Origin of the sequence: Saliphagus infecundisoli (assembly GCF_020177375.1) — an archaeon.
In the GTDB taxonomy this organism is placed as follows: Archaea; Halobacteriota; Halobacteria; order Halobacteriales; family Natrialbaceae; genus Saliphagus; species Saliphagus infecundisoli.
Genome location: NZ_JAIWHV010000008.1, coordinates 120351 through 142538, shown reverse-complemented (window position 1 = coordinate 142538; position 22188 = coordinate 120351). Strand labels below are relative to the sequence as shown.

Here is a 22188-nt window from a genome sequence, read left to right as displayed (position 1 = left end):
ACGCCCTCACCCGGGCCGACGCGTAACGCCGTAACGGGCCTATCGCAAGGTTAAAGGCCGGATCGGAGGGAGATACGAACAGGAATGCTCGAGCTACCCCTCCAGGCGATCGACAACGTCCTGCGCCAGTTCAACGTGGGACAGATCATCCTGGGCGTGTTCCTGTTGTCGATCCTGGGCGTCTTGCCGCTGAAGTCGATGAAGGTCGTCGGGCTCGTCCTCATCACCTTCGGCGCGGTCTTCCTGTTGTTGCCGACCTCCCTGGCCGGCGGGTCGATGCTGTTCCGGATCGCGGGCGTCGGCCTCGTCGTCGTCGGGCCGATGATGTACGCCGTCGCCGAGAGCTGATCAGTCGCCGACGAGTTCCTCGTAGCGCGCTCCGGTCTGTTTCAGCGTCTCCGTCGAGTGGAGCCGATCGTGGGCGACCGGCAGGTAGTCCGCGGCGAGTTCGTCGATCTTCTCCCCGACCGCCTCCCGGTCGCGGCCGTGGATCATCGTAAAGAGGTTGTACGGCCATCCCTGGTCGGGCCGGCGGGGGCGGTGATAACAGAGGGTGACGTAGGGAAGCCCGCCGGCGCGCTCGCCCCACTCCTCCAGACGGTCGTCCGGGACGTCCCAGACGACCATGCAGTTGGCGGTAAAGCCCGTGACGACGTGGTTGACGACGCAGCCGACGCGCTTGATACAGCCCCGCGCGAGTAGCCCTTCGATGGCCGCCGTAACGTCGCCAACGGGGACGCCGAGTTCAGCCGCGAGCGTCCGGTAGGGGGTCGCCGAGAGCTCGAGACCCTCCTGGATCGCAAGGAGGAGTCCGGCCTCGAACGCCGAGAGGTCGCCCGCGGCCTCCTCCCCGACCTGCGTCGCGGCGGCGTCCGTCGTTTCGACGCTCTCGCGGGCGAAGCGATCGCCGTTGACGACGGGGAACTCGAGGTCGATGTAGAACTCCGTGTGCATCGGGAGGTCGAGGGCCTCGAGGCCGGTGCGATCCTCGATCCCGCCGACGATCCGCTCGCGTTCGGCGAGCGAGCCCGCGGTGACGACGAACCACATGTTCCAGGCGTGGTCCCGGCGGTAGTTGTGGTTGACCTGGCGGTAGCCGTTGACGACCTCCGCGACCCTCTCGAAGCGCTCTTCGGGGACCCGGAGGGCGGCGAGCGTCGAGGAGCCGATGGCTGGCGGGTTGAGCACGGGCCCGAACCGGCGGAGGACCCCCGCCTCCCGGAGGCGGCGGACGCGCTCGACGGCCTCGTCCTCCTCGATCCCGAGGTCGCGCCCGACGGCCCGGAACGGCCGCTCCTGGATGGGGAAGCCGCTCTGGTAGCCGTCGATCAGGGCGGCATCGACGTCGTCTATCTCGTCGCGCCAGTCGCGCGACAGCTCGTTCATTGGCCGATCTAGGGACACACGGCAGGTATCGCTTTCGGCTTTCGTCGGGGGCGACCGCCCGCCAGGCCGCCCCCCGGCGCGAGGATAGTTTATAGTGGCCGTGCCGCCGAGAGGGAGGTATGGGGGACCGAGAGCGGCTCCGGGAGTTCGTCGCCGACGACCTCTGGCTGCTGATCGGGATCGTCACGTTCGGCCTCATCAGCCTCGCCGGGATGGCCGGACTCGGCGGGCTCGCGGGGGCGCTCTCGATCGTAGGCTGGTTCGTCCTCGCGCCGATCTTCCTGTTCTGGGGCGAGGAGATCGCGGAGATCCTCTTCGAGGACGAGGAGCCGTCGATGTCGGCCACGAGCGAGCGCGAGGACGACGCCATCGACGAACTCAAACGCCGGTACGCCGCCGGCGAGATCGACGACGCGGAGTTCGAGGCCCGCCTCGAGCGCCTCGTCGCCGTCGAGGATCTCCCCGAGGACCTCTTTGCGGACGGCTCTTCGCGAACGGACTCGATCGGGGACCGATCGACCGAGCCGGGGTCTCGCGAGCCCGAGCGCGAGCGATAGTCCTCGCCGTCGAACGCGGGGACTCTGCCGGTTCGGACGGCGGCGGAAACTGCCCGTTCGTCCGGAATTCGAACGGAAGCGGGACGCTTTTGCGGCCGCCGGCCCAACCCGGACCATGGCACACGCGACCCAGGAGTTCGGCGAGTGGCCGCTCACGCGGCTGATGACGGAGGTCGTCGGCTCGGGACACAAGTCCGCCGAGGACATGAGCCGCGAGCAGGCTCGTGAGGCCCTCCGGCGGATCCTCGCGGACGAACCCGACCACACGACGCTGGGGGCGTTCTGGCTCGCGAACCGCTGGAAGCGCAACACGCCCGAGGAACTCGCGGCCTACGCCGACGTCATGCACGAGGAGAGCGTTTCGAGTACCGCCCCCGACTGCGATCCCGTCGACTGCGGGGCGAACTACGACGGGAAACACACCTCGGCGCTGCTGGGCGTCGGTGCCGGCGTCGTCGCCGCCGCAGCGGGCACCCCGGTCGTGACCCACTCCGGGGACCGCGTGCCGACCCAGAAGGCGACCGCGTACAAACACGTGCTCGACGAGCTCGGCGTCCGGACCGACATAGAGCCCGCAGAGAGCGCGGAGATGGTCGACGAGACCGGCTTTGGCTTCTACTACCAGCCCGCGTTCAATCCCGGCATCGACGCCCTCCACGACCGGCGGGAGATGATGGGCGTGCGCACGTTCGTCAACACGATCGAGACGCTCGCGAACCCCGCCGACGCCGACGTCCACCTCGGCTCCTTTTATCACCTCGCGTTCGCGAAGAAGACCACCGACCTCGTCGCCGAGAGCGACCACGCCTCCTTCTCTCGGGTCATCATGTTCCAGGGAATGGAGGGCTACGACGACATCCGACCCGGCTACACGAAGGTCGCCGAGTGGTCTCCTGAGCGATTCGAGGACTACGAGATCGAGACGGGCGAGTACGGGATGGACTTCGAGGGCGACGATCTCGCCGTCCCCGACATCACGGCCGACTCGGCAGCGATCACCGAGGCGGTTCTCGCGGGCGAGCGCCACGACGAGTTCGCCGACGCGATCGCGCTCAACGCCGCGTTCAGGATCTACGCCCGCCGCGACGTGGACTCGCTCGAGGAGGGCCTCGAGACCGCTCGCGACGTCATCGCCGACGGGAGCGCCGAGGCGGCCTTGGAGGAGCTCCGGGCGTTCTGATACCCGGCTACTGGATCGGGATCTCGACGAGCGCCATCCGGTCGGACGGAATCACCTCCTCGAGAGTGGTCTCGACGTCCGCCCACGTCTCCGGGCGGTGGCCCTCGATGCCGAAGCTCTCGGCGAACCCCACGAAGTCGGGGTTGGTCAGTTCGGTCCCGAAGTGGCTGCCGGTGTGTTCGATCTGTTTCTCCGAGATGAGGCCGTAGTCGTCGTCGTTGAACACGATGACGGTGTAGCCGAGACCGAGCCGCGTCGCCGTTTCCAGCTCGGCCCCGTTCATCAGGAAGCCGCCGTCACCGGTCGCGACCACGACGTTGTCGTCGGTGGCGAGATCGGCGGCGATCCCGCCGGGGACCGCGATGCCCATGCTCGCGAGGCCGTTCGAAACGATACACGTGTTCGGCTCGTACGTCGGGAACGATCTCGCGATGGCCATCTTGTGGCTCCCGACGTCGGAGAGCAACACGTCCTCGTCGGCCATCGCGTCCCGGAGATACGGGAGCGTCCGCTCGACCGAGAAGGGATCCCCCGAATCGGGCGTCCGGCGGACGTCCTCGACGATCCGTTCTCGGGGGCCACGACACCAGTCGGTCCCCCAGGTCGCGTCGATGCGCGTTCGCAGGCCGTCGAGGACGGCCGAGATGTCGGCGACCAGTTCGACGTCGGGGTTGTAGTGGCGGTAGACCTCTGCGGGCTCGTGATCGACGTGAACGATCGTCTTGTCCAGATCGGGGTTCCACGATTCGGGGTCGTGTTCGGCGATGTCGTACCCCACCGCGAGCACGCAATCGGCCCGCTCGATCGCCGCCGACGCCTCGCCGTTCGGCCCGGAGTCGAGCGTCATCAGCGAGCTGTCGTTCCGGTCCGAGATCGCTCCCTTCCCCATGTACGTCGCGACGACGGCCATCCCGGCGTGTTCGACTAACTCCTGGAGCCCCGTCGCCGCGGGCGTTCGGACCGCGCCGTTTCCCGCCAGAACCACCGGCGTATCGGCCGCCTCGATGAGGTCTGCTGCTCGATCGAGCGATCGCGTCCCCGGATCCGGTCGCTGGACGTGCTCGCGTGGGGGAAGCGGGTCCGCGTCGAGTTCCTCGGCAGCGACGTCCTCGGGGAACTCGATGTGGGTCGCGCCGGGTTTCTCGTACTCGGCCAGCTTGAACGCCTTGCGGACGGATTCGGCGATGATCTCGGGGTCCGTGATCTGTGTGTTCCACTTCACCACCGACTCGAACGTGTCGACGATATCGAGCGCCTGGTGGCTCTCCTTGTGCAGGCGCTCGAGCCCGCCCTGACCCGTGATCGCAACCAGCGGCGACTTGTCGAGATGTGCGTCGGCCACGCCGGTGAGGAGGTTCGTCGCCCCCGGTCCCAGCGTCGAGAGACAGACGCCGGCCTCGCCGGTCAGTCGGCCGTGGACGTCGGCCATGAACGCCGCGCCCTGTTCGTGACGGACGGGGATGAACTCGATATCGGACGCCTGTAACGAAAAGAGGAGATCCTCGAGTTCCTCGCCCGGGAGTCCGAAGACGTACTCGACGCCCTCGGTTTCGAGACACTCGACGAGGAGGTCGGATGCCTTCATCACTCCACCGGCACGTCGGTGTCGGGCTCGTCCGTGAGCCAGACCGTCTTTCGGTTGGTGAACTCCTTGATTCCGTCCGCCGAGAGCTCGCGACCGTACCCGGACTCTTTGATCCCCCCGAACGGAACTCTGGGATCCGATTTCACGAGTTCGTTGACGTAGACACAGCCCGCCTCGACCTCCGTGGCGAGGCGCTCCGCCCGGTCGAGATCTGTGGTCCAGAGACTCGCCCCGAGCCCGAACTCGGTGTCGTTGGCCTTCTCGATGGCTTCGGACTCCCCGCCGACGCGGTAGACCGCGGCCACGGGGCCGAACAGCTCCTCGGTGTCGGCCGGAGACCCCTCCGGGACGTCCGTGAGAACCGTCGGCGGGTAATAGGCACCCTCCCGATCGAGCGGCTCGCCGCCGGTTTCGACGGTCGCTCCCGCCTCGACGCTCGCCTCGACCTGTTCGTGAAGCTCATCCAGGAGGTCCTGGCGAGCCTGCGGCCCCATGTCCGTCTCTTCATCCATCGGATCGCCGACCGCGAGCGAGTCGACGGCGTCGACGAACCGGTCGACGAACTCGTCGTAGACCTCGTCGACGACGACGAACCGCTTGGCGGCGATACACGACTGGCCGCCGTTCTGGTTGCGCGCCCACGCGCCGGTCGTCGCCGCGGCTTCGAGGTCGGCGTCATCGAGGACGACGTACGGATCGCTCCCGCCGAGTTCGAGCACCGTCTTTTTGAGGTTCTCGCCCGCCGTGGAGGCGATCGCTCGACCGGCCCCGCCACTGCCGGTGAGCGTCGCCGCCCTCACCCGCTCGTCGCCGAGGAGGTCCTCGATCTCGTCGGAGGAGATCAGCAGGGACCTGAAGACACCCTCCGGGTAGCCCGCCTCGCGAAATACCTCCTCGATGGCGAGCGCACAGCCGGGGACGTTCGAGGCGTGTTTGAGGAAGCCGACGTTGCCCGCCGTGAGATACGGCGCGGCGAACCGGAACACCTGCCAGAACGGGAAGTTCCAGGGCATCACGGCGAGCACCGGCCCGAGCGGTTCGTACACCGTCTTGGCCGTGGTTCCCGGGGGACTCGGGTGGTGATCCGCCTCGAGATAGCTACTCGCGTGTTCGGCGTAGTGATCGCAGGCCCACGCACACTTCTCGACCTCCGAGACGGCCTGCTCGATCGGCTTTCCCATCTCCTCGGTCATCGTCTCCGCGTACTCGCCTTTGTTCTCCCGGAGGACGTCGCCGGCGGCCGCGAGGAGGTCCTCGCGTTCGCGAAGCGGGCGTCGGCGCCACTCCTCGAACGCCGAAGTCGCGTCCTCGAGGGCCGTCTCCACCTCCGACTGGGTGTGTTCGTCGTACGAGTCGACCCGCTCGCCGGTCGCGGGGTTGATCACGTCCATGCGTCCGATTGACGGTCGCCGGGACCATTACTCTTCAGCCGGCAGCGGAGAGCGATGACCCTCGCGTTCGATCCGGGACGGACTCCCCACACGGTGGCCTCGCTCGCGGCCGTACTCCCCGTCGGCAGAATCGCCGGTACCCGTTCGGCCCCGACCGGGACCACCACGGTTTTCACCCGGCACGTCGTCGGCTTCCCCATGGCAAATCCGACAGCCACGCTCCACACCACGCACGGCGACGTCGAGGTCGAACTGTTCGAGGACCGTGCGCCCCGCACCGTCGAGAACTTCCGGAAGCTGGCCGAACACGAGCCGGCCGCCGACGCAGAGCCCGCGCCCGACACCGTCACCTGGGAGGACCCCGAAAGCGGCGAGATCCGCGGCGACGGCCTCTACAACGGCGTCGAGTTCCACCGGGTCATCGAGGACTTCATGATCCAGGGCGGCGACCCGACGGGGACCGGCCGAGGCGGTCCCGGCTACAGCTTCGATGACGAGTTCCACGACGAGCTCACCCACGACTCGCCGGGAACGCTCTCGATGGCGAACTCGGGACCCGATACCAACGGCTCGCAGTTCTTCATCACCCTGGCCGAGACGCCCCACCTCGACGGCCGCCACGCCGTCTTCGGCGAGGTCACCGAGGGGATGGACGTCGTCCGCGAGATCGGTTCGACGGAGACCGACGCCGAGGACCGGCCGACCGAGGAGATCGAGATCGAGTCGGTGACGATCCACGACGAGGACTGAGTCCGGAGACCCATTTTACCGGCCGCGACCGACTTACTGCTCGACCCGCGTCACGTCCTCCAGGCTCTCGCGCCTGCGGACGATCCGATCCTCGCCCGCTTCGAGAGCCACCTCCGCGGGCCGGGGCTGTGAATGAAACTGGCTCGCGAGTTCGTAGCCGTAGGAGCCGGCCATTCCGATCGCGAGAGTGTCCCCGCGCTCGAGGCGGGCGACCGGGCGGTCGTGGGCGAAGACGTCCGCGCTCGTACAGACTGGGCCGCCGACGGTCACCGGGTGGTGGTCGCGTTCGGGTGCGGTGACGTTCACCATGGGGTGGTAAGAGCCGAACATCGCCGGCCGGATCAGCGTCGCGAGGCTGGCGTCGATCCCGACGACGGTCGTGTCGGGGGCCTCCTTGATCGTGTTCACCGTCGAGAGGATCAGCCCCGCGTCGGCGACGACGTAGCGTCCGGGTTCTAACTTGAGTTGCGCGTCGATCTCTCCCACCGCATCGCGGACCATCTCGGCGGTTCGCTCCAGGTCGAGGGGCGGCTCGTCCTCGCGGTAGGGGACGCCGTAGCCGCCGCCGACGTCCACGAACTCGAGGTCGCCCACCCGCCGGGCCATCTCGCCGACCCGGGAAATGGCCCGGCAGTGCTCCGCCAATCCGTCGGTCAGCACGCCGCTGCCGGCGTGGGCGTGGAGCCCGACGAGGTCGAACTCCGCACGGACGCGCTCCGCGACTTCGGGCACCTCCTCGTAGGGGATTCCAAATTTGGCGTCGGCGCCGGTGGCGACCTTCTCGTGGTGGCCCGTCCCGATGCCGGGATTGATCCGGATCGCGATCCGGCCGTCGTACCCCCGTTCGGCGAGGCGTTCGAGCGTGTCCGTCGCGCCGATCGTGACCGTCAGTCCCGGGTTCTCTGCGCCGAGGTCGGTCGCGTAGTCGAGATCGTGGGCCGGCGGGTTGACCGCGGTGTACTGGAGCGTGTTCGGGCCCGCGCCCGCGTCGATCGAGCGCTTGAGTTCGCCCCAGGCCGCACACTCGATCGTTCCGCCGGCTTCGAGGACGGCTTCGAGGACCGCCCGGCCGGTGTGGGCCTTCGCGGCGTACATCACGCGAGCGTCGGGGAACGCGGCCGAGAACCGCCGATAGTTGGCCTTCACGCGGTCGAGATCGATCACGTACAGCGGGGTGTCGTACTCGTCGGCCAGGGACTCGAGACGATCGGTGTCCCAGTCGGCGAGCCGGCGAACGGCGGGCGAGGGGTCGGCCATTGGCGAATAAACGCGTAGGGCGGCTAACAAGGGTTCCGTTTCCGGGTGCGGATGACGAACGCGGGGGCTCAGAGATAGCGATCGAGGAACTCGCGGTGGTATCGTTCCTGCTCGTCGCGCTCGGCCGGCGTCGCGTCCTCGTACCACAGGGGGAGACAGGCCATCGCGTCGAGACGGTCAACGAGGCGGTAGACCTCGATCCGTTCGCGGACGCCGGCGTCGAACGACCATCCCTCGCGCCCGTCGGCGTACGCGTCACGGAACGCGGTCCGGAGGCCCGCGACGAGGTCGTCGTCCTCGTCGACCGGGTCGAACAACAGTGATTCCGTGCCCGCGAGGGCGGACGCGGGCTCGGCGGCCATGGTCCCCGCCCAGTCCAGCACTGCCTGCGTCTCGCCGGTGTCCGGATCGACCAGGAGGTTCCCGTAGCGGTAGTCCCGGTGGTGGTAGGTCGGCGGTTCGGGCTCGGACAGTGTTGGGATCGTCTCCCGAAGATACTCCCGGAGCGGGTCGACGAGGTCGGCGAACCGCTCGCGGTCGTCGGCCTTCCCCGGGAAGAAGCCCCCCTCCGCGAGCGCATCCAGAGTGTCCTCGCTTCCATCGAGAACCATCTCCCTGCAATCGTCGTATGAGGGATGGTCCTCGGAATCGAGCACGGCGAGTTCGCCGTCGACGACGCCGACGGTCCCCGCCGCGGGCAGCGGTCCCAGTTCGTGGAGGGCAGCGAGGTTCCGCCCCGCGTCCCCACAGATCCGTTCGCGGACCGCCCGCCGAAGCTCCCCCGATCGGCCCTCGTGGTTCTCGCCCGCAACGTGTTCCATCAGGTAAAACGGCGCCGGAAGCGAGGGGTGGTGGTCGCGGACGCCGTAGACCGCGGGGACCGGAATCCGCGTTTCGCGGCCGACCAGCTCGAGCATCCGGGGCTCGGCGCGGGCGCTCTCGGGGGCGACGAAGCCGGCCGTCGTCGCTTTCAGAACCGCCGACCGCGGGCCGTCGGGAGTCTCGACCCCGACGACCGCGACGAAATCGGTGCCGTGCTCGACCCGTTCGATCGTCTCGACCGACCACGTCTCCCGGAGGTCGTCGACCATCTCCCGGACCGCGGCGTCGGAGAGTTCGCTCCGGGACCACTCCTCGTCGCCCATACGCCGTGGCCGGGACGGGGATTCAGAAACCTTCCGGCGGTGTGCGACGAGATCTCACTCCCGTAACGCCGCCTCACGCTCGGTGGCCTCGAGCGTCCGGTCCTCGAGATCGGTCGCGACGACAGCGGGCTTGTACGCACCTCCCGAAAAGAGGTCGTGGTCGCCGACCGAGGACTCGACGAACCGGGTAAAGGCGCGGCGTTCGGGCGGGAGTTCGCCGAACAGGATCTCCTCCCCGACGAGATCGTAGACCGGAATTCGGGGAGTGAGCAGCGTGTTCTCGCCGACGACGCTTCCCTCGCCGACGACGAACCCCGAGGTGACCCGACAGCCCGCGCCCAGCGAGACGCCGTCCTCGACTACGACCGGCGCGTCCTCGACGGGCTCCAGAACCCCGCCGATGAGGGTGTTCGCGCCGAGTTTGACGTTTTCGCCGATCTGGGCACACGAGCCCACCGTGTCACAGGAGTCGACGAGCGTACCGCTCCCGACGTGGGCGCCGATGTTGACGAAACTCGGGCTCATCATGATACAGTCCGATCCCAGATGCGCGCCCCGGCGGACCGTCGTCCCGTCGGGGGTGTTTCTGGTCCCTCGGTCGCCCAGATCCTCGGTGTCTCGAAGGGGAAGGACGTCGTAGTGGGCGACGCCGCCGTACTCGAAGGCGCGGTTCTCCCGGAGCGAGAAGTTGAGCAAGATTCCCTGTTTGACCCACTCGTTTGCCTCCCACTCCCCGTCCTGGGCCTCGGCGGCCCGGACCTCGCCGCCCTCCAAGGCCTCCAGAAACGCCTCCAGGGTAGCGAGTTCCTCGCTTCCCGCCGATGCCGCGTCGATCTCGCCGCGTTCCGTTCGCTCCCAGAGTGCCGCGATCTCGGCTTCGAGTGCGTTCGTCATATTCGGGAATGGCACACCGGAGCCCAAATAGGGTCCGATCCCTCAGCCGAGGACGTCCGCGAACTCGTAGCGCCCCGGCTCCCGGTCCGCGAGCCAGACCGCCGCGTCGAGGGCGCCGGCGGCGAAGACGCCACGGTCGGCGGCCCGGTGGGTGAGTCGAAGCTCCTCGTGGTCGTCGGCCAGCAGGACCTCGTGTTCGCCCGCAATCGCGCCCGCCCGTAGCGCGTGGACGCCGATCTCGCCCTCGACGCGAGGGTCGTCGCCCTCCCGGCCGTGTTTTCGCCCCGAAAAGTCGCCCTCGGCCTCGATCGTCTCGAGCAGGCGCTCCGCAGTCCCGCTCGGCGCGTCCCGTTTCCCGTTGTGGTGGGTCTCCGCGAGTTCGACGTCGTAGCCCGGCAGGCTCCCGACGGCCTCGCGGACGACCTCTACGAGAACGGAGACGCCCCTGGAGAAGTTCGGCGCGTGGAGGACGGGGATCGCGTCGCTCGCCCGATCCAGGGCCGTGATCTCGTCCGCTCCGAGTCCTGTCGTTCCGGTGACGAACGACACCCCCGCCTCCCCACAGGCCGCCGCGTAGCCCGCGGTCGCCTCCGGTACCGTAAAGTCGACGACGGCATCCGGTTCCCGGTCGGCGACCAGGTCCTCGAGTTCCCCCGCGGGTTCGACCTCGTATCCCTCGACGGTCGTGCCGGCGTCCGCACTCTCCGAGACCGCGAAGGCGATCTCGCAGTCCCCGCGTTGGCCCGCGGCCGCGAGCACCTCCCGGCCCATCCGGCCGGTCGCGCCGGTGACTCCCACCGCGACCGTCATCGGGGGCTGGCGGCGTCGGCTTCGGTGACTGTCTCGTCCTCGAGCCCCTCCAAGACCGCCGCGAGCTCCTCGCGGTACTCCTCTGAGAGCCGGGTGAGCGGCGGCCGGAGCACGGGCGCGGCGTCGGTCCGGATCGCCATCGCCTCGGTGACGGGGATCGGGTTGGTCTCGACGAACAGGGTTCGAAAGAGGTCGCCGAGTTCGTGGTGGAGCGCCCGTGCGCGCTCGTAGTCGCCGTCGAGTGCCGCGCCGACCATCGCGCAGGTCCGCTCGGGCTCGACGTTTCCGGCGACGCTGATCGTCCCCGTCGCCCCCACCGAGATCATCGGGAGGGTGAGCGCGTCGTCGCCCGAGAGGACCGAAAAGTCCTCCCCCTGTGTGCGCTCGACGACCTCGCCGATCTGGCCGAGGTCGCCGCTTGCGGCCTTGTAGCCCGTGATGTTTTCGTGGGCAGCGAGTTCGACCGCGGTGTCGGGCTCGATGTTTCGGCCGGTCCTCGACGGAACGTTGTAGACGATCTGGGGGAGGTCCACGGCGTCGGCGATCGTCCGGTAGTGTTCGACGAGGCCGCGCTGTTCGGGCTTGTTGTAGTACGGCGAGATCAGCAGGAGGCCGTCGGCGCCCGCGTCGGCCGCGCGCTCGGAGAGCTCGAGGGCCTCGCGGGTGTTGTTGCTCCCGGTGCCCGCGATCACGGGGACGTCCGAGACCGCCTCGATGACGGCCTCGACGACCTCGACGTGTTCGTCGTGGGTCAGGGTCGCGCTCTCGCCGGTCGAGCCGACGGGGACGAGGCCGTCGACGCCCGCACGCTCGAGGCGTCGGGCGTCTGCCTGCAGTTGGTCGAAGTCGATGCGTTCGTCGTCGTGAAACGGCGTCGTCATCGCGGGGAAGACGCCGGTGAAGTCGATGTCTGTCATGGGTGGATCCTGTGGGTTCGCCGTAGTCGCCTCGCGGTCCGAAGTCGGTCCCGAACGCGCCCGAAACGGGGTGCCAGCCCGCAGCGAGCGCTCTCAGACGCGTTTTTTCGGTTTGGAGAAGGGGGAGACGCCGCTCGGACGCGTCCGCCGTCGGCGGGAGGCGACGTCTCGCATGCCCCGACATGGTTCGTGAGTCGGCTTATTCGTTTCGCTCCCGGTCACGACCCGATTCGAAGGTCCGGTTCCGATCGATCGGTCGGGTTCCGCCGCGAGCGCTCGGACGCCTACCGTGGCGACTCCGGGATCGGAATTCCCTCCGAGTGGATCCCACGGACCGCAGGAAATGGGTTCCGCACGTTTTATCCCCTCATGGGGCCTAATCGCACGACATGACCGATTTCGGGCTGAAGATGCGGATGTTCGTCGTCGGCTCGCTGCTGGCGGCGCTGTACCTGTTCGTCGGGCTCGTCGGGATCTCGTTCCTGGGGACGGGCGCCTGGCCGATCGTCCTCCTGCTCCTGGTGACGTTCCCGGTCGTCCAGTACAAGATCGGGACCTGGAGCGCGACCCGCGGGGCGGAGGAAATGCCCGAGGAGGGCCAGTACGCCGAGATCCACCGGATGACCGAGTCACTGTCCCGGGACATGGGTATCGAGAAGCCGAAACTGATGGTCCGGGAGATGGGCGTCCCCAACGCCTTCGCGACCGGCCGGAAGGGCGCGGGCATCGTCGTCCTCTCGCCGGAGCTGATCCGTCTGCTGGAACGCGACGAACTCGAGGGCGTCGTCGCCCACGAACTCGCACACATCAAGAACCGGGACGTCCTCGCGATGACGGTCGGCAGTTCGATCGGGATGATGGTCGGCTACGCCGTCTACCTCGTCTACATGTTCGCCGGCGAGGACAATCCCGGCGGCTTCGTCGTGGGTTGGATCCTCTCGATGATCGCCCAGATGCTCGTCACGGTGCTGGTGATGGCCATCTCCCGGTACCGCGAGTACGTCGCCGACGACGACGCCCGCCAGGCCATCGGCAGCGGCGACCCGCTGGCCCGTGGCTTGGAGAAGATCTCGAAGGGAGCCGAGAACCGCGAGTCGACCATCGACGACAGCACGGCCGCCCTCTGTATCTTCAACTCTGAGCGCGGGCTCATGGAGCGAGTGTTCGCCACCCATCCGCCCGTCGAGAAGCGCATCGAGCGCCTCCGGAGCTGACCGGCCGGATCGAAGGAAGCTGTTTTGGCCCTCGCGTCCGCACGCTCTCGCATGTCAGTGAGTCATCCCGGACAGCGCGTCGCCGTTCTCGCCGACGCTCAGAACCTCTATCACACAGCCCAGACCATCTACAGCCGGAACATCGACTACTCCGAGCTCCTCGCGGAGGGCGTTTCCGGCCGCCAGCTCACCCGCGCCATCGCCTACGTCATCCGGGCGGATTCGCCCGAAGAAGAGAGCTTCTTCGAGGCCTTAGTCGACATCGGTTTCGAGCCGAAGATCAAGGAGATCAAGACGTTCTCCGACGGCTCGAAGAAGGCCGACTGGGACGTCGGGATGAGCCTCGACGCGATAACGCTCGCGAACCACATCGACACGCTCGTGCTCTGTACCGGCGACGGCGACTTCTCGCGGCTCTGTTCGCATCTCCGCCACGAGGGGGTCCGCGTCGAGGTGATGGCCTTCGAGTCCTCGACCGCCGAGGAACTGATCGAGGCCGCCGACTCCTTCGAGGACCTGGGCGAACGTCACGAGACCTACCTGCTGTGACGGGGGGAATAGGGGAGCTCGCGACTATCGCCGACTACCAGTTCGGGCGGGGAGCCGGCGAGGCCCTCTTCGGGTTCCCGGAGTCGCTGTCGGTGAGCCGGAGCTCATCCGGGCGCCCCCAGCAGGTCCACGCGCCGGAGGGCCGGCTGGTCTCCTTCGGCACCGACGGCCGCTTCACCCTCGGAATCGAGGGCGGACGCCGGCTCCAGGCGGTCCTCGAGCCCCCCGCCTACCGGGTGGTCGTCGACGACGAGAGCGAGCCGTTCGTCCGCGACGGCAAGAACGTCTTCGCGAAGTTCGTCCGCGAGGTCGGCGAGGAGATCCGGCCGGGCGACGAGGTGCTCGTCGTCCACGAGGAGGGGGACCTGCTCGCGGTCGGACGCGCCGAACTCGGTGCCGAGGCGATCGCGGACTTCGAGACCGGGATGGCGGTCAAGGTCCGCGAGGGAGTTGTGGATAGCTGAAACGGACGTTTCACTCTCCCCGAGCGTTTTACCCGTTGCTCGTCTCGAGACGGGCATGAACCGACGAGCCCTCCTCGCCAGCCTTGGCGGGGGGACTAGCGTTGCGTTCGCCGGCTGTCTCGACAGTGGGTCGGAGGGGATCGGAGACCGTGCTCCCGACGACGGCGGCGAGAACGCCTCCGGTGGGACGGAAACCGATGGAACCGACGGCGGGACGGAAGTCGATGAAGACGGTGACGACCGGACGGACGCCAGCGGGAACGATAGCCCGACCGAGGCGAACGGAACCGATCGAACCGATGGAGCCGACGAAAACGACGGAACCCACGGGGACGGTGACGGGGCGAGCGTCCCGGAACCCGACGGGAACTGTGGCCCCGACGCCGAGCCGCTCTCGAGCGCCCTCCTCGATAGGGTAGACCAGAACGAGGGGGTCTGTCACGAGGACCTGACTCCCTCGTTCGTCGTTGCAAACGAGCGCGAGGGCGCGGTGACCGCCGCAGTCGAGATCACATCGGGGGAGGAACCGATCTTCGAGGGGTCGTACTCCCTCGGGGCCAGCGAGCGCGCTATCGAGCAGGACGTAGGGGCAGCCGCGGACCTCGAGTCGGTGACCGTAACCGTCGAGGGGGACGAGGAGCTTTCCGGGGGCTGGGTCGGCACGGCCTGTTATCGCCACGCCGCGGTGCTCACGGACGACGGACTCGCGACGGGGTACGTCAGCCCGTTGGCGGGCCTCGGCGACACCCAACACGACTGCTATGCGGGCGATCCCGTTTCGATTCGGGTGTCCAACGAGGGCTCCCCGCGGACGGCGACGATAACGGTGGTCGATCACTGCCGGGAGTCCGTCGTGGAGGAGTCCCTCCCGCTGGAGGACGAGGGGGTCGCACGGCTCGAGGACGCCCTGACCAACGGCGGCCGCTACGACGTGGCCGTCGAGGTCGAAGAAGGCGGCGTCGCCGTCGAGGAGTTTCGCGACGCCTGTTGGGGATTGTCGGTCTCGATCGACGGGGAGGGCGAGCCCGAGATCGGGCCCGTCGAGATGGACTGATCGGGAGACCGTCGCCCCCTACCGGGCTGGCTCACGGAGCCGTTCGGGGACGACCGTCTCCTCGGCGAGAACCACGATCACGGCGCCGATCCAGGTCCCGATCAGTCCCTCGTAGTAGAAGAGGCCGACGGTGCCGGTGACGAGGCCGACGCCGACCACGAGCGGGATCGAGAGGACAGCGAGGCCGGCGAGGGCGTAGCCCAGGTTCTCGCGTCGTTCCCGGGGAATCCGGTCCCGGGCGGCCCAGGCGACCGGCCCCACGAGGAGGGCGGTCACGACCCCGAACGCCGCGATCAGTCCCCACGAGATCGAGCCCCGCTCGAGGAGAGCCAGCCCGGCCTGGACGACGAACAGTGAGGTCATCCCTAGACAGAGCCCACGGCGGACCCGAGGCGAGAGATCGGGAAACTCCATACGAACCCCTCATCACCGAAGGACAAGTAATTGATGGGAACGCCGGCCCATGTAGGCCCGGGCTCTATACTGCTGCTCGATGTGGGTGCCGTCGCATGTCCTACGTGACCGCCGACGACGGAACGGAGCTGTACGTTTCCGACCTCGGCTCCGGCGATCCGATCGTGTTCTTGCATGGCTGGCCGCTCAGCCATCGGATGTTCGAATACCAGTACCACGACCTGCTCGAAGAGGGGTTTCGGTGCATCGGGATCGACCTCCGCGGCTACGGGAACTCCGACAAGCCCGCGGGCGAGTACAGCTACGACCGCTTCGCCGACGACGTGAAGGCCGTCCTCGACGCCCTCGAACTCGAGGACGTCACCCTCGCAGGGTTCTCGATGGGTGGGGGGATCGCGACCCACTACATGAGCCGCCACGACGAGGCCGGAGTTGGAAAGCTCGCGCTGCTCGCCGCCGCGAGCCCGTGTCTCACCGAAAAACCCGACTTCCCCGAGGGGTTGGACGAGTCCGACGTGAACCCGCTCATCGAGGGCGCCCGGACCGACCGGGCGGCGATGAACGCCCAGTTCGACGGGATGCTCTTTCACACCGACCAGAGCGACGAGATGATGGACTGGACCTGGAGCCTCGGGATGGAGGCCTCCGGCGTCGCGACGGTCGCCTCCGCGGAGACCTGGCGCGACGCTGACCTCCGGCCGGATATGGCCGACATCACCGTTCCCACGCTCGTCTGTCACGGCGTCCACGACGAGATCACGCCCATCGAGATCACGGGCGAGGTGCTCGAGGAGGGCATTGAGAACGCCGAACTCGTCCGCTTCGAGAACAGCGGGCACGGCCTCACCGCCGACGAAACCGAGAAATTGAACGAGGAACTCGCCGGGTTCGCGGGTTGAGGACGGGGGGACGGACGGCGACAGTCTCCGTCGCCGTTCGTCCCACTGTCGGACGTTCGGTATCCTTTTTGCCGCGGCCGCCGACGGGTCGAGCATGTTCGGAGGAGGCGGCGGGGGGTTCAACCCACAGAAGATGGAACAGATGATGAAACAGATGGGGATCGACGTCGACGAGCTCGACGCCGAGGAGGTGATCATCCGGACCGAGGACACCGAGCTCGTCTTCTCGAGCCCGGACGTCACCAGGATGGACGCCCGGGGCCAGGAGACCTACCAGGTCATCGGCTCGCCCGAGGAGCGCGAGCGGGGTGCCGGCGAGGAGAGCGGGGAGCCCGCCCTCGAGGGCGGCGAGGACGCGATCCCCGACGACGACGTCGAGATCGTCGCGACCCGGACCGGTGCCACCGAGAGCGAGGCCCGCGCGGCCCTGGAGCGCCACGACGGCGACCTCGCGGCGGCCGTCGAGTACCTCGAGTGATCGCGGATCGGGCGACGCGACGGATCGAGGCCGGAGCGACGACTGGACGCGCACGCGAGCGCCGGCCGTGACGGTCCTGGTGATCGCCGAGGACGAAGACCGGGAGTTCCTCGTCGAACCCGGAGAGGAGTTCGGTACCGATCTCGGCGTTCTGGAGGTGCCCGAGGGCGTCGAGCCAGGGGCTGTAATCGAGACCCATCTCGGCACGGCGTTCCGCGTCAGACGACTCCGGGGACCCGATCTCTTCCATCACTTCGAGCGGACCGGGGCGCCGATGATCCCCCGGGACGTGGGGCTCGTCATCGGCGAGACCGGCGTGTCGGTGGATGACCGGGTGTTAGACGCGGGCACCGGAACGGGCGTGCTCGCGGCCTCGATGGCGCGGGCTGGCGCCTCGATACTGACCTACGAACGCGACCCCGAGTTCGCCGAGGTCGCACGCGAGAACATGGCGCTGGCGAACGTCTCCGATGCCGTCGAGGTCCGGACCGGCGACGTCCTCGAGGCGGTCGAAGCGGGGACGTTCGAAGCCCCCTTCGACGTGCTCACGCTCGACACCGAGGACGCCCCGTCGGTCGTCGAGCGGGCGCCCGACCTGCTCGTAGACGGCGGTTTCGTCGCCGTCTACAGCCCCTTTATCGAGTCCACTCGAGCGGTCGCCGGGACGGCCCGCGAGGTCGGGCTTTCGGGCGTTCGGACCCACGAGACGATCCAGCGCGAGATGCAGTTCGACGAGCGGGGCTCGCGACCCTCGACCGCGCCGGTGGGTCACACCGGCTATCTCACGATCGGACGGAACGGATAGCGGAGTGGAACGCTGAGGCGGGGCGGTACGGGGTTGTAGCGGAGAAATGGTCCGGTGTAGAACCGGTGGGTGCCGAAGCGGTACCGTCTACCGCGAACGAAGCGAGCGGGTTCCTGAGCGCGGCCGGCGGCCGCGCTCGGGCTTTTTCATCGACGTTTTTCGCGCGAGCGGTCGGCTGAAGGCCGGCCCGAACGGAAGAACGATCGGTCCGTCAGTTGTCGTCCTCGCGCCACTTGTGTTCGCACTCGGTACAGACGAAGAAACGGGTCTCGGACTCGTCGGCCGAGCGGATCTGTTGCATGTACCAGTACGCCCGGTCGTTGCCGCATTCGGGGCATGTGGCGTCGGTCTCGGGCAGGGAGTTCTCGCCGGAGGACTCGATGATCTCGGAGGCCTCCTGGTCCTCGGTGACGGTGTAGGACTCGGCGCTGCCTCTCGGTTTCGTAAAGCCACAGCTCCCACAGACCCACTCGCCGTCGTCGGCTTTCATCATCGAACCGCAGTCGTCACAGAATTCCATCGCATCGGAGTAGGCGGTTCGCCCGCCTTAAGCCACACGTTCGCTATCCCTCGCCCTCGGACTGGTAGGGCTCGCCGACGGCCTCCCGCGGGAGGACGGTGTGGAGTTCGGCCTCGAGGTCTCCCGCCGACTCGAACCGTTCGACGCCCATCTCGGCGACGAGCCCGCCGAGGTCGGCCTCGCCGTCGGCGAACAGGAGCGTGGTCCCCGCGAGGCGGTTCCCGGCGTCCGAGCGGGAGATCGGGTAGGGGAGGTCCTCGAGGACGGTTTCGACGCGACCGAGTTTGACCGATTGCATGGGGTGCGTAGGGAAGCGAGGGGCTTGTAGCTTCGCTGCCGGCAACCGACAGGTCGGCGGGGTGGAATGCGTGCGTTTAAGAGATCGGCCCGACAACGCCGGCGCATGGCTGTACCAACGGAGACGACGACCGACAAGGGGACGGGACTCGCGGTGGTCTTCGGCGTCCTGGCGGCTCTGGGTGCCGTCGGGATGGCGGTGCTTGCGCCCTCGCCCGACGCGGGGTTGGCCTTTGCCGCGGCGGTCGCGTTCGGCTCGATCGCGGTCGTCGGCATCCATCTCTGGGAGTGAGCCGTCGGTCGGCAGACGCCATCGGTCACAGCGGCCAATATCGCCTGCCAAGAGTTAAGACGACCACGACCCTATTACACCGAAAGGATGACCGACTATTCCGACGACGAACGGCGAATCCTCTCGTACCTCCGCGAGAGTGCAGCCCGGGGCGAACAGTACTTCCGGGCGAAGAACATCGCTGACGCCATCGGGCTCTCCTCGAAACAGGTCGGCGCGCGCCTCCCCCACCTCGCGGAGAAAAGCGAGGAGGTCGAGATCGAGAAGTGGGGCCGTGCCCGCTCGACGACCTGGCGAGTGACGGAGAGCTAAAGCGAGTGCAGTCACGGTCTTTTTACCCCCGTCTCCCGGAGAGAGTCCCATGACCGTGCGGGTAACACGGACGTTCGAAGTGACGGCCTCGCCCGAGCGCGTCTGGGAGTTCATCGTCGATCCCGAGAACCGTGCGCGGGCGATCAGCGTCGTCGAGGACTACTCCGTCAACGCGGACGGGCGACGAGCCACCTGGCATGTCGAACTCCCGATTCCGTTCGTGAGCAAGACGGTGCCGATCGAGACCGAGGACGTGACTCGCAGGGAGCCCGAGTACGTGAAGTTCCGCGGGGAGTCGAAGGCCATGACGGTGACCGGCGAACACGAGATCGTGCCGACCGACGAGGGCTGTCGCCTCGAGAACACGTTCGTCGTCGACGGCCGGCTGCCTGGCGTCGAGACGTTCTTCGAGCGCAACCTCGACGGCGAACTCGAGAACCTCCGGACCCATCTGGAGGCCTACCTCGAGGGCGAGCAGGGATGATCGACGAGGACGGCGACGGAGGGTATCGCCTCGTGCTCGCCCAGCTCCGGATCGAGGGCGGCGACGTCGCCGGCAACCGTCGTCGGGCCATGGAGGCCGTCGGGCGGGCGGCCGACCGGGGCGCGGACCTGGTCGCGCTTCCGGAGCTGTTCACCGCGGGCTACTTCGCGTTCGATCGCTACGAGGAGACCGCCGAGGGGCTGGACGGCGAGACCCTGACCCGGATCGGCGAGCTCGCGGCCGACCGGGGGGTCGCGGTGCTCGCGGGGACGGTCGTCGAGGACCTCGCGGCGACCGCCGACGCGGAACCCGACGTGGAGACCCCCGCCGACGAGGGGCTCGCGAACACCGCCGTGCTCTTCGATTCCGACGGCGAGCGCCGGCTCGTCTACCGCAAACACCACCTCTTCGGCTACGAGTCCGCCGAAAGCGAGCTGCTCGTCCCCGGGGAACGCCTCGAGACCGCGGAGATCGGCCCCTTTACCGTCGGCGTGACGACCTGCTACGACCTCCGATTTCCCGAACTCTACCGCCGGCTCGTCGAGCGGGGCGCGACGCTCGTTGTCGTCCCGAGCGCGTGGCCCTACCCCCGGCTCGACCACTGGCGGACCCTCTCGCGGGCGCGGGCGATCGAGAACCAGTGGTACCTCGCGACGGCCAACGGCAGCGGAAGCTTCGGCGGCGAGCGGCTGGTCGGCGAGTCGACCGTCTACGACCCCTGGGGGACGCCCGTCGCCGCAAGCGGCGACGAGCCGACGACGGTCGTCGCCGATCTCGACCCCGGTCGCGTCCGGGAGGTCAGAGGGGAGTTCCCCGCGCTGTCCGACCGACGGTACTGACCGGAACCGGGGGCCTTTTGGGGCTCGCGGCCGAACCGACGGCTGCCGGAACCCGACGCTTTTCACGTCGCAACCGGCACACAACGCCCGCTCCGGCCCGGCACCGCTCTCCGGAAGCGGTGCCGACCCGTCCGTCCCGACACCACTGCCGTCTCCTCTCCGTTTTCGGCTTCCCTCGAGCCGTCGGTGTCGCCGGTATCGTGATAACGGTTCGCGTGTATAGTGTGACCGATGGCCGACCCATCGACCACCAGACGCCGGCTGCTCGGGTTCGGGGGAGCGACGGCCGTAACCGCGATTGCGGGCTGTGCCGGCGACGGAGGGGACGGTAACGGGAACGGGACCGAACCGACTGACGATGAATCCGATGAAGGGACGACGGAGACGAACGCAAGCGAGGGCACGGAGACCGACGGCGACGAGACCGGAAACAGGACGGAAACCGAGACGGAGGAAAACGAAACGGACGGGAACGGCGCGGAAAACGGAACCGACGAGGGTGGGAACGAAACGGACGAGGACGTAGCGGATCTGGAACTCGCCCTCGAGACGGAGTACAACAGCCGCGAGGAGTACGCCCGGCCCGGCGACTCCTTCGACGACTTCGAGGACCTCTCTTCGTGGTCGATCACGGAGGGAGAGGCCGAGGTCGACGACGAGGTCGTCTTCGCCGGCTCCCAGAGCGTCCGGCTGTACACGGAAGAGGAGGGCGCGAACATGGTCATCGAGCGCGACCTCGAGGGCGACAACCCCGACCTGACCGACCGTGACGTCTCGATGGCCGTCCGGACGCCGACGCCCGAGAACATCGCCGTCGAGCTCCGATTCGTCGATATCTACGGCAGCAGCCGGATCTACCAGCTTCCCTCGATCGCCTACCGAACCCGCGACGTTGGCTGGTTCCGGACGGCTCCGGGCGTCTTCGAGGAGGACGAGTATCCCCCCGAGATGGATTCCCTCGCCCGCCTCGAGGTGCGGGTTCACCACACGGGCGAGGGCGCCGAGGTCTGGGTCGACGACATCCGGACCCACGGGAAGCCCGACTCGGGGTACGTCGTCCTCGGCTGGGACGACGGCCTGCGGACCTACTACGAGGAGGTCGCCCCCCTGCACGACGAGTACGGCGTCGACGCCGTCCAGTCGGTCGTCCGCCAGTGGACGAGCAACGCCCGCGAGGACGTGATGACCCGCGGGGCACTCTTAGAGCGCCAGCAAGCGGGCGACCAGATCGTCGCCCACGGCACCCACGCCCGCTTCGCCGAGATGGACCCCGGCGACCTCCGGGAGGCCCTCGAGACGGACAAACAGTGGGCGGTCAACAGCGGTTTCGAGGGCGCGAACTTCATCACCTTCCCCCACAACAGCTTCGACGCGACCGTCCTCGATATCGTTTCGGACTACTACTACGCCGGCGGCTACAACCAGGCCGGGAACGTCAACCTCACCGCCGTCCACGGCTTCGACCCTCTCGTCCTCCCCCGGACGATCGGTTACGACCTCGAGATCTGCCGGCAGTGTGTCGATCACGCGGCCGCGTACGGCCAGTGTACGGTCCTCAACTTCCACGACTTCGATCTCGACAACACCGTCGACCGCGACGAGTACGACCAGCTCCTCGAGCATATCGACGGCACCGACGGCGTCGAGGTCATCACCCTCGACGAACTCTGGCGGATGCGCCGGGAGGGCCACTAG

27 protein-coding genes are annotated in these 22188 nt (G+C 68.1%); 16 read left to right on the top strand and 11 right to left on the bottom strand.

The window, feature by feature from the left end:
- The first annotated feature begins 84 nt into the window (after nt 1-84).
- Nucleotides 85-348: a DUF8006 family protein gene (locus LCF40_RS12280; RefSeq protein ID WP_114578291.1), complete on the top strand. Its 264-nt coding sequence runs from the start codon at nt 85-87 to the stop codon at nt 346-348.
- Here LCF40_RS12280 and ahbB read toward each other — a convergent pair whose 3' ends face one another.
- Nucleotides 349-1386 carry a siroheme decarboxylase subunit beta gene (gene ahbB, locus LCF40_RS12275; protein WP_114578290.1) on the bottom strand — a complete coding sequence of 346 codons (1038 nt, stop codon included), beginning with the start codon at nt 1384-1386 and terminating at the stop codon, nt 349-351.
- A gap of 119 nt (nt 1387-1505) precedes the next feature.
- Here ahbB and LCF40_RS12270 point away from each other — a divergent pair, with 119 nt between their 5' ends.
- Nucleotides 1506-1943: an SHOCT domain-containing protein gene (locus LCF40_RS12270; protein ID WP_224828653.1), complete on the top strand. Its 438-nt coding sequence runs from the start codon at nt 1506-1508 to the stop codon at nt 1941-1943.
- Nucleotides 1944-2058: 115 nt separating this feature from the next.
- Nucleotides 2059-3123: an anthranilate phosphoribosyltransferase gene (locus LCF40_RS12265; protein WP_224828652.1), complete on the top strand. Its 1065-nt coding sequence runs from the start codon at nt 2059-2061 to the stop codon at nt 3121-3123.
- A 7-nt stretch (nt 3124-3130) separates the two neighbouring features.
- Here the strand turns inward: LCF40_RS12265 and LCF40_RS12260 are convergent, their stop codons facing one another.
- Together LCF40_RS12260 and LCF40_RS12255 are read right to left on the bottom strand one after the other, a co-directional pair.
- Nucleotides 3131-4708 (bottom strand): acetolactate synthase large subunit, encoded by a 1578-nt coding sequence (locus LCF40_RS12260; protein ID WP_114578287.1) that lies wholly within the window; start codon nt 4706-4708, stop codon nt 3131-3133.
- Complete coding sequence (locus LCF40_RS12255; protein ID WP_342764187.1) at nt 4708-6108, bottom strand: NAD-dependent succinate-semialdehyde dehydrogenase; 1401 nt, start codon at nt 6106-6108, stop codon at nt 4708-4710. The genes LCF40_RS12260 and LCF40_RS12255 overlap by 1 nt, the downstream gene beginning before the upstream one ends.
- Nucleotides 6109-6297: 189 nt before the next feature.
- On the opposite strand from LCF40_RS12255, the gene LCF40_RS12250 reads away from it, so the two are divergent.
- The gene (locus tag LCF40_RS12250) at nt 6298-6849 is read left to right on the top strand and encodes a peptidylprolyl isomerase (protein ID WP_114578328.1); all 552 of its coding nucleotides are present in this window, start codon (nt 6298-6300) and stop codon (nt 6847-6849) included.
- Between the two features lie 33 nt (nt 6850-6882).
- On the opposite strand, the gene lysA is transcribed toward LCF40_RS12250, so the two are convergent.
- From lysA to dapA, 5 genes are all read right to left on the bottom strand, one after another.
- Complete coding sequence (lysA, locus tag LCF40_RS12245; RefSeq protein WP_114578285.1) at nt 6883-8106, bottom strand: diaminopimelate decarboxylase; 1224 nt, start codon at nt 8104-8106, stop codon at nt 6883-6885.
- A gap of 68 nt (nt 8107-8174) precedes the next feature.
- Nucleotides 8175-9251, bottom strand: coding sequence for a phosphotransferase family protein (locus tag LCF40_RS12240; protein ID WP_198667944.1), 1077 nt, complete (start codon nt 9249-9251; stop codon nt 8175-8177).
- A 54-nt stretch (nt 9252-9305) separates the two neighbouring features.
- The gene (locus LCF40_RS12235; protein WP_114578284.1) at nt 9306-10145 is read right to left on the bottom strand and encodes a 2,3,4,5-tetrahydropyridine-2,6-dicarboxylate N-succinyltransferase; all 840 of its coding nucleotides are present in this window, start codon (nt 10143-10145) and stop codon (nt 9306-9308) included.
- A 42-nt stretch (nt 10146-10187) separates the two neighbouring features.
- On the bottom strand, nt 10188-10955 hold the full coding sequence (gene dapB / locus LCF40_RS12230; protein ID WP_114578283.1) for a 4-hydroxy-tetrahydrodipicolinate reductase: 768 nt from the start codon (nt 10953-10955) through the stop codon (nt 10188-10190).
- Complete coding sequence (gene dapA / locus LCF40_RS12225; RefSeq protein WP_114578282.1) at nt 10952-11872, bottom strand: 4-hydroxy-tetrahydrodipicolinate synthase; 921 nt, start codon at nt 11870-11872, stop codon at nt 10952-10954. The genes dapB and dapA overlap by 4 nt, the downstream gene beginning before the upstream one ends.
- A gap of 389 nt (nt 11873-12261) precedes the next feature.
- Here dapA and LCF40_RS12220 point away from each other — a divergent pair, with 389 nt between their 5' ends.
- Genes LCF40_RS12220 through LCF40_RS12205 form a run of 4 tightly spaced genes read left to right on the top strand, consistent with a single transcriptional unit; the run spans nt 12262 to nt 15153 of the window.
- Nucleotides 12262-13086 (top strand): M48 family metallopeptidase, encoded by an 825-nt coding sequence (locus LCF40_RS12220; RefSeq protein WP_114578281.1) that lies wholly within the window; start codon nt 12262-12264, stop codon nt 13084-13086.
- Nucleotides 13087-13137: 51 nt separating this feature from the next.
- Nucleotides 13138-13635, top strand: coding sequence for a LabA-like NYN domain-containing protein (locus tag LCF40_RS12215; RefSeq protein ID WP_114578280.1), 498 nt, complete (start codon nt 13138-13140; stop codon nt 13633-13635).
- Nucleotides 13632-14099 carry a PUA domain-containing protein gene (locus LCF40_RS12210; RefSeq protein WP_114578279.1) on the top strand — a complete coding sequence of 156 codons (468 nt, stop codon included), beginning with the start codon at nt 13632-13634 and terminating at the stop codon, nt 14097-14099. Before LCF40_RS12215 ends, LCF40_RS12210 begins: the two co-directional genes overlap by 4 nt.
- 55 nt (nt 14100-14154) lie before the next feature.
- Nucleotides 14155-15153 (top strand): ICP22 family protein, encoded by a 999-nt coding sequence (locus tag LCF40_RS12205; protein ID WP_114578278.1) that lies wholly within the window; start codon nt 14155-14157, stop codon nt 15151-15153.
- Between the two features lie 18 nt (nt 15154-15171).
- Here LCF40_RS12205 and LCF40_RS12200 read toward each other — a convergent pair whose 3' ends face one another.
- Nucleotides 15172-15567: a hypothetical protein gene (locus LCF40_RS12200; protein WP_114578277.1), complete on the bottom strand. Its 396-nt coding sequence runs from the start codon at nt 15565-15567 to the stop codon at nt 15172-15174.
- 95 nt (nt 15568-15662) lie between these two features.
- Here LCF40_RS12200 and LCF40_RS12195 point away from each other — a divergent pair, with 95 nt between their 5' ends.
- The 3 genes from LCF40_RS12195 (at nt 15663) to LCF40_RS12185 (ending at nt 17749) form a co-directional block, all read left to right on the top strand.
- Nucleotides 15663-16466, top strand: a complete 804-nt coding sequence (locus LCF40_RS12195; protein WP_224828651.1) for an alpha/beta fold hydrolase — start codon at nt 15663-15665, stop codon at nt 16464-16466.
- Nucleotides 16467-16560: 94 nt separating this feature from the next.
- Nucleotides 16561-16944: a nascent polypeptide-associated complex protein gene (locus LCF40_RS12190; RefSeq protein WP_114578275.1), complete on the top strand. Its 384-nt coding sequence runs from the start codon at nt 16561-16563 to the stop codon at nt 16942-16944.
- A gap of 67 nt (nt 16945-17011) precedes the next feature.
- The gene (locus LCF40_RS12185) at nt 17012-17749 is read left to right on the top strand and encodes a methyltransferase domain-containing protein (protein ID WP_114578274.1); all 738 of its coding nucleotides are present in this window, start codon (nt 17012-17014) and stop codon (nt 17747-17749) included.
- A gap of 211 nt (nt 17750-17960) precedes the next feature.
- Here LCF40_RS12185 and LCF40_RS12180 read toward each other — a convergent pair whose 3' ends face one another.
- Together LCF40_RS12180 and LCF40_RS12175 are read right to left on the bottom strand one after the other, a co-directional pair.
- Nucleotides 17961-18269, bottom strand: a complete 309-nt coding sequence (locus tag LCF40_RS12180; protein WP_114578273.1) for a transcription factor S — start codon at nt 18267-18269, stop codon at nt 17961-17963.
- 43 nt (nt 18270-18312) lie between these two features.
- Nucleotides 18313-18567, bottom strand: a complete 255-nt coding sequence (locus LCF40_RS12175) for a DUF5789 family protein (RefSeq protein WP_114578272.1) — start codon at nt 18565-18567, stop codon at nt 18313-18315.
- A 105-nt stretch (nt 18568-18672) separates the two neighbouring features.
- On the opposite strand from LCF40_RS12175, the gene LCF40_RS12170 reads away from it, so the two are divergent.
- The 5 genes from LCF40_RS12170 (at nt 18673) to LCF40_RS12150 (ending at nt 22188) form a co-directional block, all read left to right on the top strand.
- Entirely contained in the window at nt 18673-18858 is a 186-nt protein-coding gene (locus LCF40_RS12170) for a DUF7525 family protein (RefSeq protein ID WP_114578271.1), read from the top strand.
- Between the two features lie 87 nt (nt 18859-18945).
- The gene (locus LCF40_RS12165) at nt 18946-19170 is read left to right on the top strand and encodes a DUF7123 family protein (protein WP_114578270.1); all 225 of its coding nucleotides are present in this window, start codon (nt 18946-18948) and stop codon (nt 19168-19170) included.
- A gap of 49 nt (nt 19171-19219) precedes the next feature.
- The gene (locus tag LCF40_RS12160; protein ID WP_114578269.1) at nt 19220-19654 is read left to right on the top strand and encodes an SRPBCC family protein; all 435 of its coding nucleotides are present in this window, start codon (nt 19220-19222) and stop codon (nt 19652-19654) included.
- Nucleotides 19651-20493 carry a carbon-nitrogen family hydrolase gene (locus LCF40_RS12155; RefSeq protein ID WP_114578268.1) on the top strand — a complete coding sequence of 281 codons (843 nt, stop codon included), beginning with the start codon at nt 19651-19653 and terminating at the stop codon, nt 20491-20493. The genes LCF40_RS12160 and LCF40_RS12155 overlap by 4 nt, the downstream gene beginning before the upstream one ends.
- Before the next feature lie 231 nt (nt 20494-20724).
- Nucleotides 20725-22188: a polysaccharide deacetylase family protein gene (locus tag LCF40_RS12150; protein WP_114578267.1), complete on the top strand. Its 1464-nt coding sequence runs from the start codon at nt 20725-20727 to the stop codon at nt 22186-22188.

What these genes read in the sequence shown, in the direction of transcription:
- LCF40_RS12175 (WP_114578272.1), bottom strand. Translation starts at nt 18,567, where the DNA reads ATGCAATCGGTCAAACTCGGTCGCGTCGAAACCGTCCTCGAGGACCTC.
- LCF40_RS12265 (WP_224828652.1), top strand. Translation starts at nt 2,059, where the DNA reads ATGGCACACGCGACCCAGGAGTTCGGCGAGTGGCCGCTCACGCGGCTG.
- LCF40_RS12195 (WP_224828651.1), top strand. Translation starts at nt 15,663, where the DNA reads ATGTCCTACGTGACCGCCGACGACGGAACGGAGCTGTACGTTTCCGAC.
- LCF40_RS12170 (WP_114578271.1), top strand. Translation starts at nt 18,673, where the DNA reads ATGGCTGTACCAACGGAGACGACGACCGACAAGGGGACGGGACTCGCG.
- LCF40_RS12165 (WP_114578270.1), top strand. Translation starts at nt 18,946, where the DNA reads ATGACCGACTATTCCGACGACGAACGGCGAATCCTCTCGTACCTCCGC.
- LCF40_RS12270 (WP_224828653.1), top strand. Translation starts at nt 1,506, where the DNA reads ATGGGGGACCGAGAGCGGCTCCGGGAGTTCGTCGCCGACGACCTCTGG.
- lysA (WP_114578285.1), bottom strand. Translation starts at nt 8,106, where the DNA reads ATGGCCGACCCCTCGCCCGCCGTTCGCCGGCTCGCCGACTGGGACACC.
- LCF40_RS12160 (WP_114578269.1), top strand. Translation starts at nt 19,220, where the DNA reads ATGACCGTGCGGGTAACACGGACGTTCGAAGTGACGGCCTCGCCCGAG.
- LCF40_RS12215 (WP_114578280.1), top strand. Translation starts at nt 13,138, where the DNA reads ATGTCAGTGAGTCATCCCGGACAGCGCGTCGCCGTTCTCGCCGACGCT.
- LCF40_RS12155 (WP_114578268.1), top strand. Translation starts at nt 19,651, where the DNA reads ATGATCGACGAGGACGGCGACGGAGGGTATCGCCTCGTGCTCGCCCAG.
- LCF40_RS12240 (WP_198667944.1), bottom strand. Translation starts at nt 9,251, where the DNA reads ATGGGCGACGAGGAGTGGTCCCGGAGCGAACTCTCCGACGCCGCGGTC.
- LCF40_RS12220 (WP_114578281.1), top strand. Translation starts at nt 12,262, where the DNA reads ATGACCGATTTCGGGCTGAAGATGCGGATGTTCGTCGTCGGCTCGCTG.
- LCF40_RS12180 (WP_114578273.1), bottom strand. Translation starts at nt 18,269, where the DNA reads ATGGAATTCTGTGACGACTGCGGTTCGATGATGAAAGCCGACGACGGC.
- ahbB (WP_114578290.1), bottom strand. Translation starts at nt 1,386, where the DNA reads ATGAACGAGCTGTCGCGCGACTGGCGCGACGAGATAGACGACGTCGAT.
- LCF40_RS12200 (WP_114578277.1), bottom strand. Translation starts at nt 15,567, where the DNA reads ATGGAGTTTCCCGATCTCTCGCCTCGGGTCCGCCGTGGGCTCTGTCTA.
- dapA (WP_114578282.1), bottom strand. Translation starts at nt 11,872, where the DNA reads ATGACAGACATCGACTTCACCGGCGTCTTCCCCGCGATGACGACGCCG.
- dapB (WP_114578283.1), bottom strand. Translation starts at nt 10,955, where the DNA reads ATGACGGTCGCGGTGGGAGTCACCGGCGCGACCGGCCGGATGGGCCGG.
- LCF40_RS12235 (WP_114578284.1), bottom strand. Translation starts at nt 10,145, where the DNA reads ATGACGAACGCACTCGAAGCCGAGATCGCGGCACTCTGGGAGCGAACG.
- LCF40_RS12250 (WP_114578328.1), top strand. Translation starts at nt 6,298, where the DNA reads ATGGCAAATCCGACAGCCACGCTCCACACCACGCACGGCGACGTCGAG.
- LCF40_RS12150 (WP_114578267.1), top strand. Translation starts at nt 20,725, where the DNA reads ATGGCCGACCCATCGACCACCAGACGCCGGCTGCTCGGGTTCGGGGGA.
- LCF40_RS12260 (WP_114578287.1), bottom strand. Translation starts at nt 4,708, where the DNA reads ATGAAGGCATCCGACCTCCTCGTCGAGTGTCTCGAAACCGAGGGCGTC.
- LCF40_RS12205 (WP_114578278.1), top strand. Translation starts at nt 14,155, where the DNA reads ATGAACCGACGAGCCCTCCTCGCCAGCCTTGGCGGGGGGACTAGCGTT.
- LCF40_RS12190 (WP_114578275.1), top strand. Translation starts at nt 16,561, where the DNA reads ATGTTCGGAGGAGGCGGCGGGGGGTTCAACCCACAGAAGATGGAACAG.
- LCF40_RS12280 (WP_114578291.1), top strand. Translation starts at nt 85, where the DNA reads ATGCTCGAGCTACCCCTCCAGGCGATCGACAACGTCCTGCGCCAGTTC.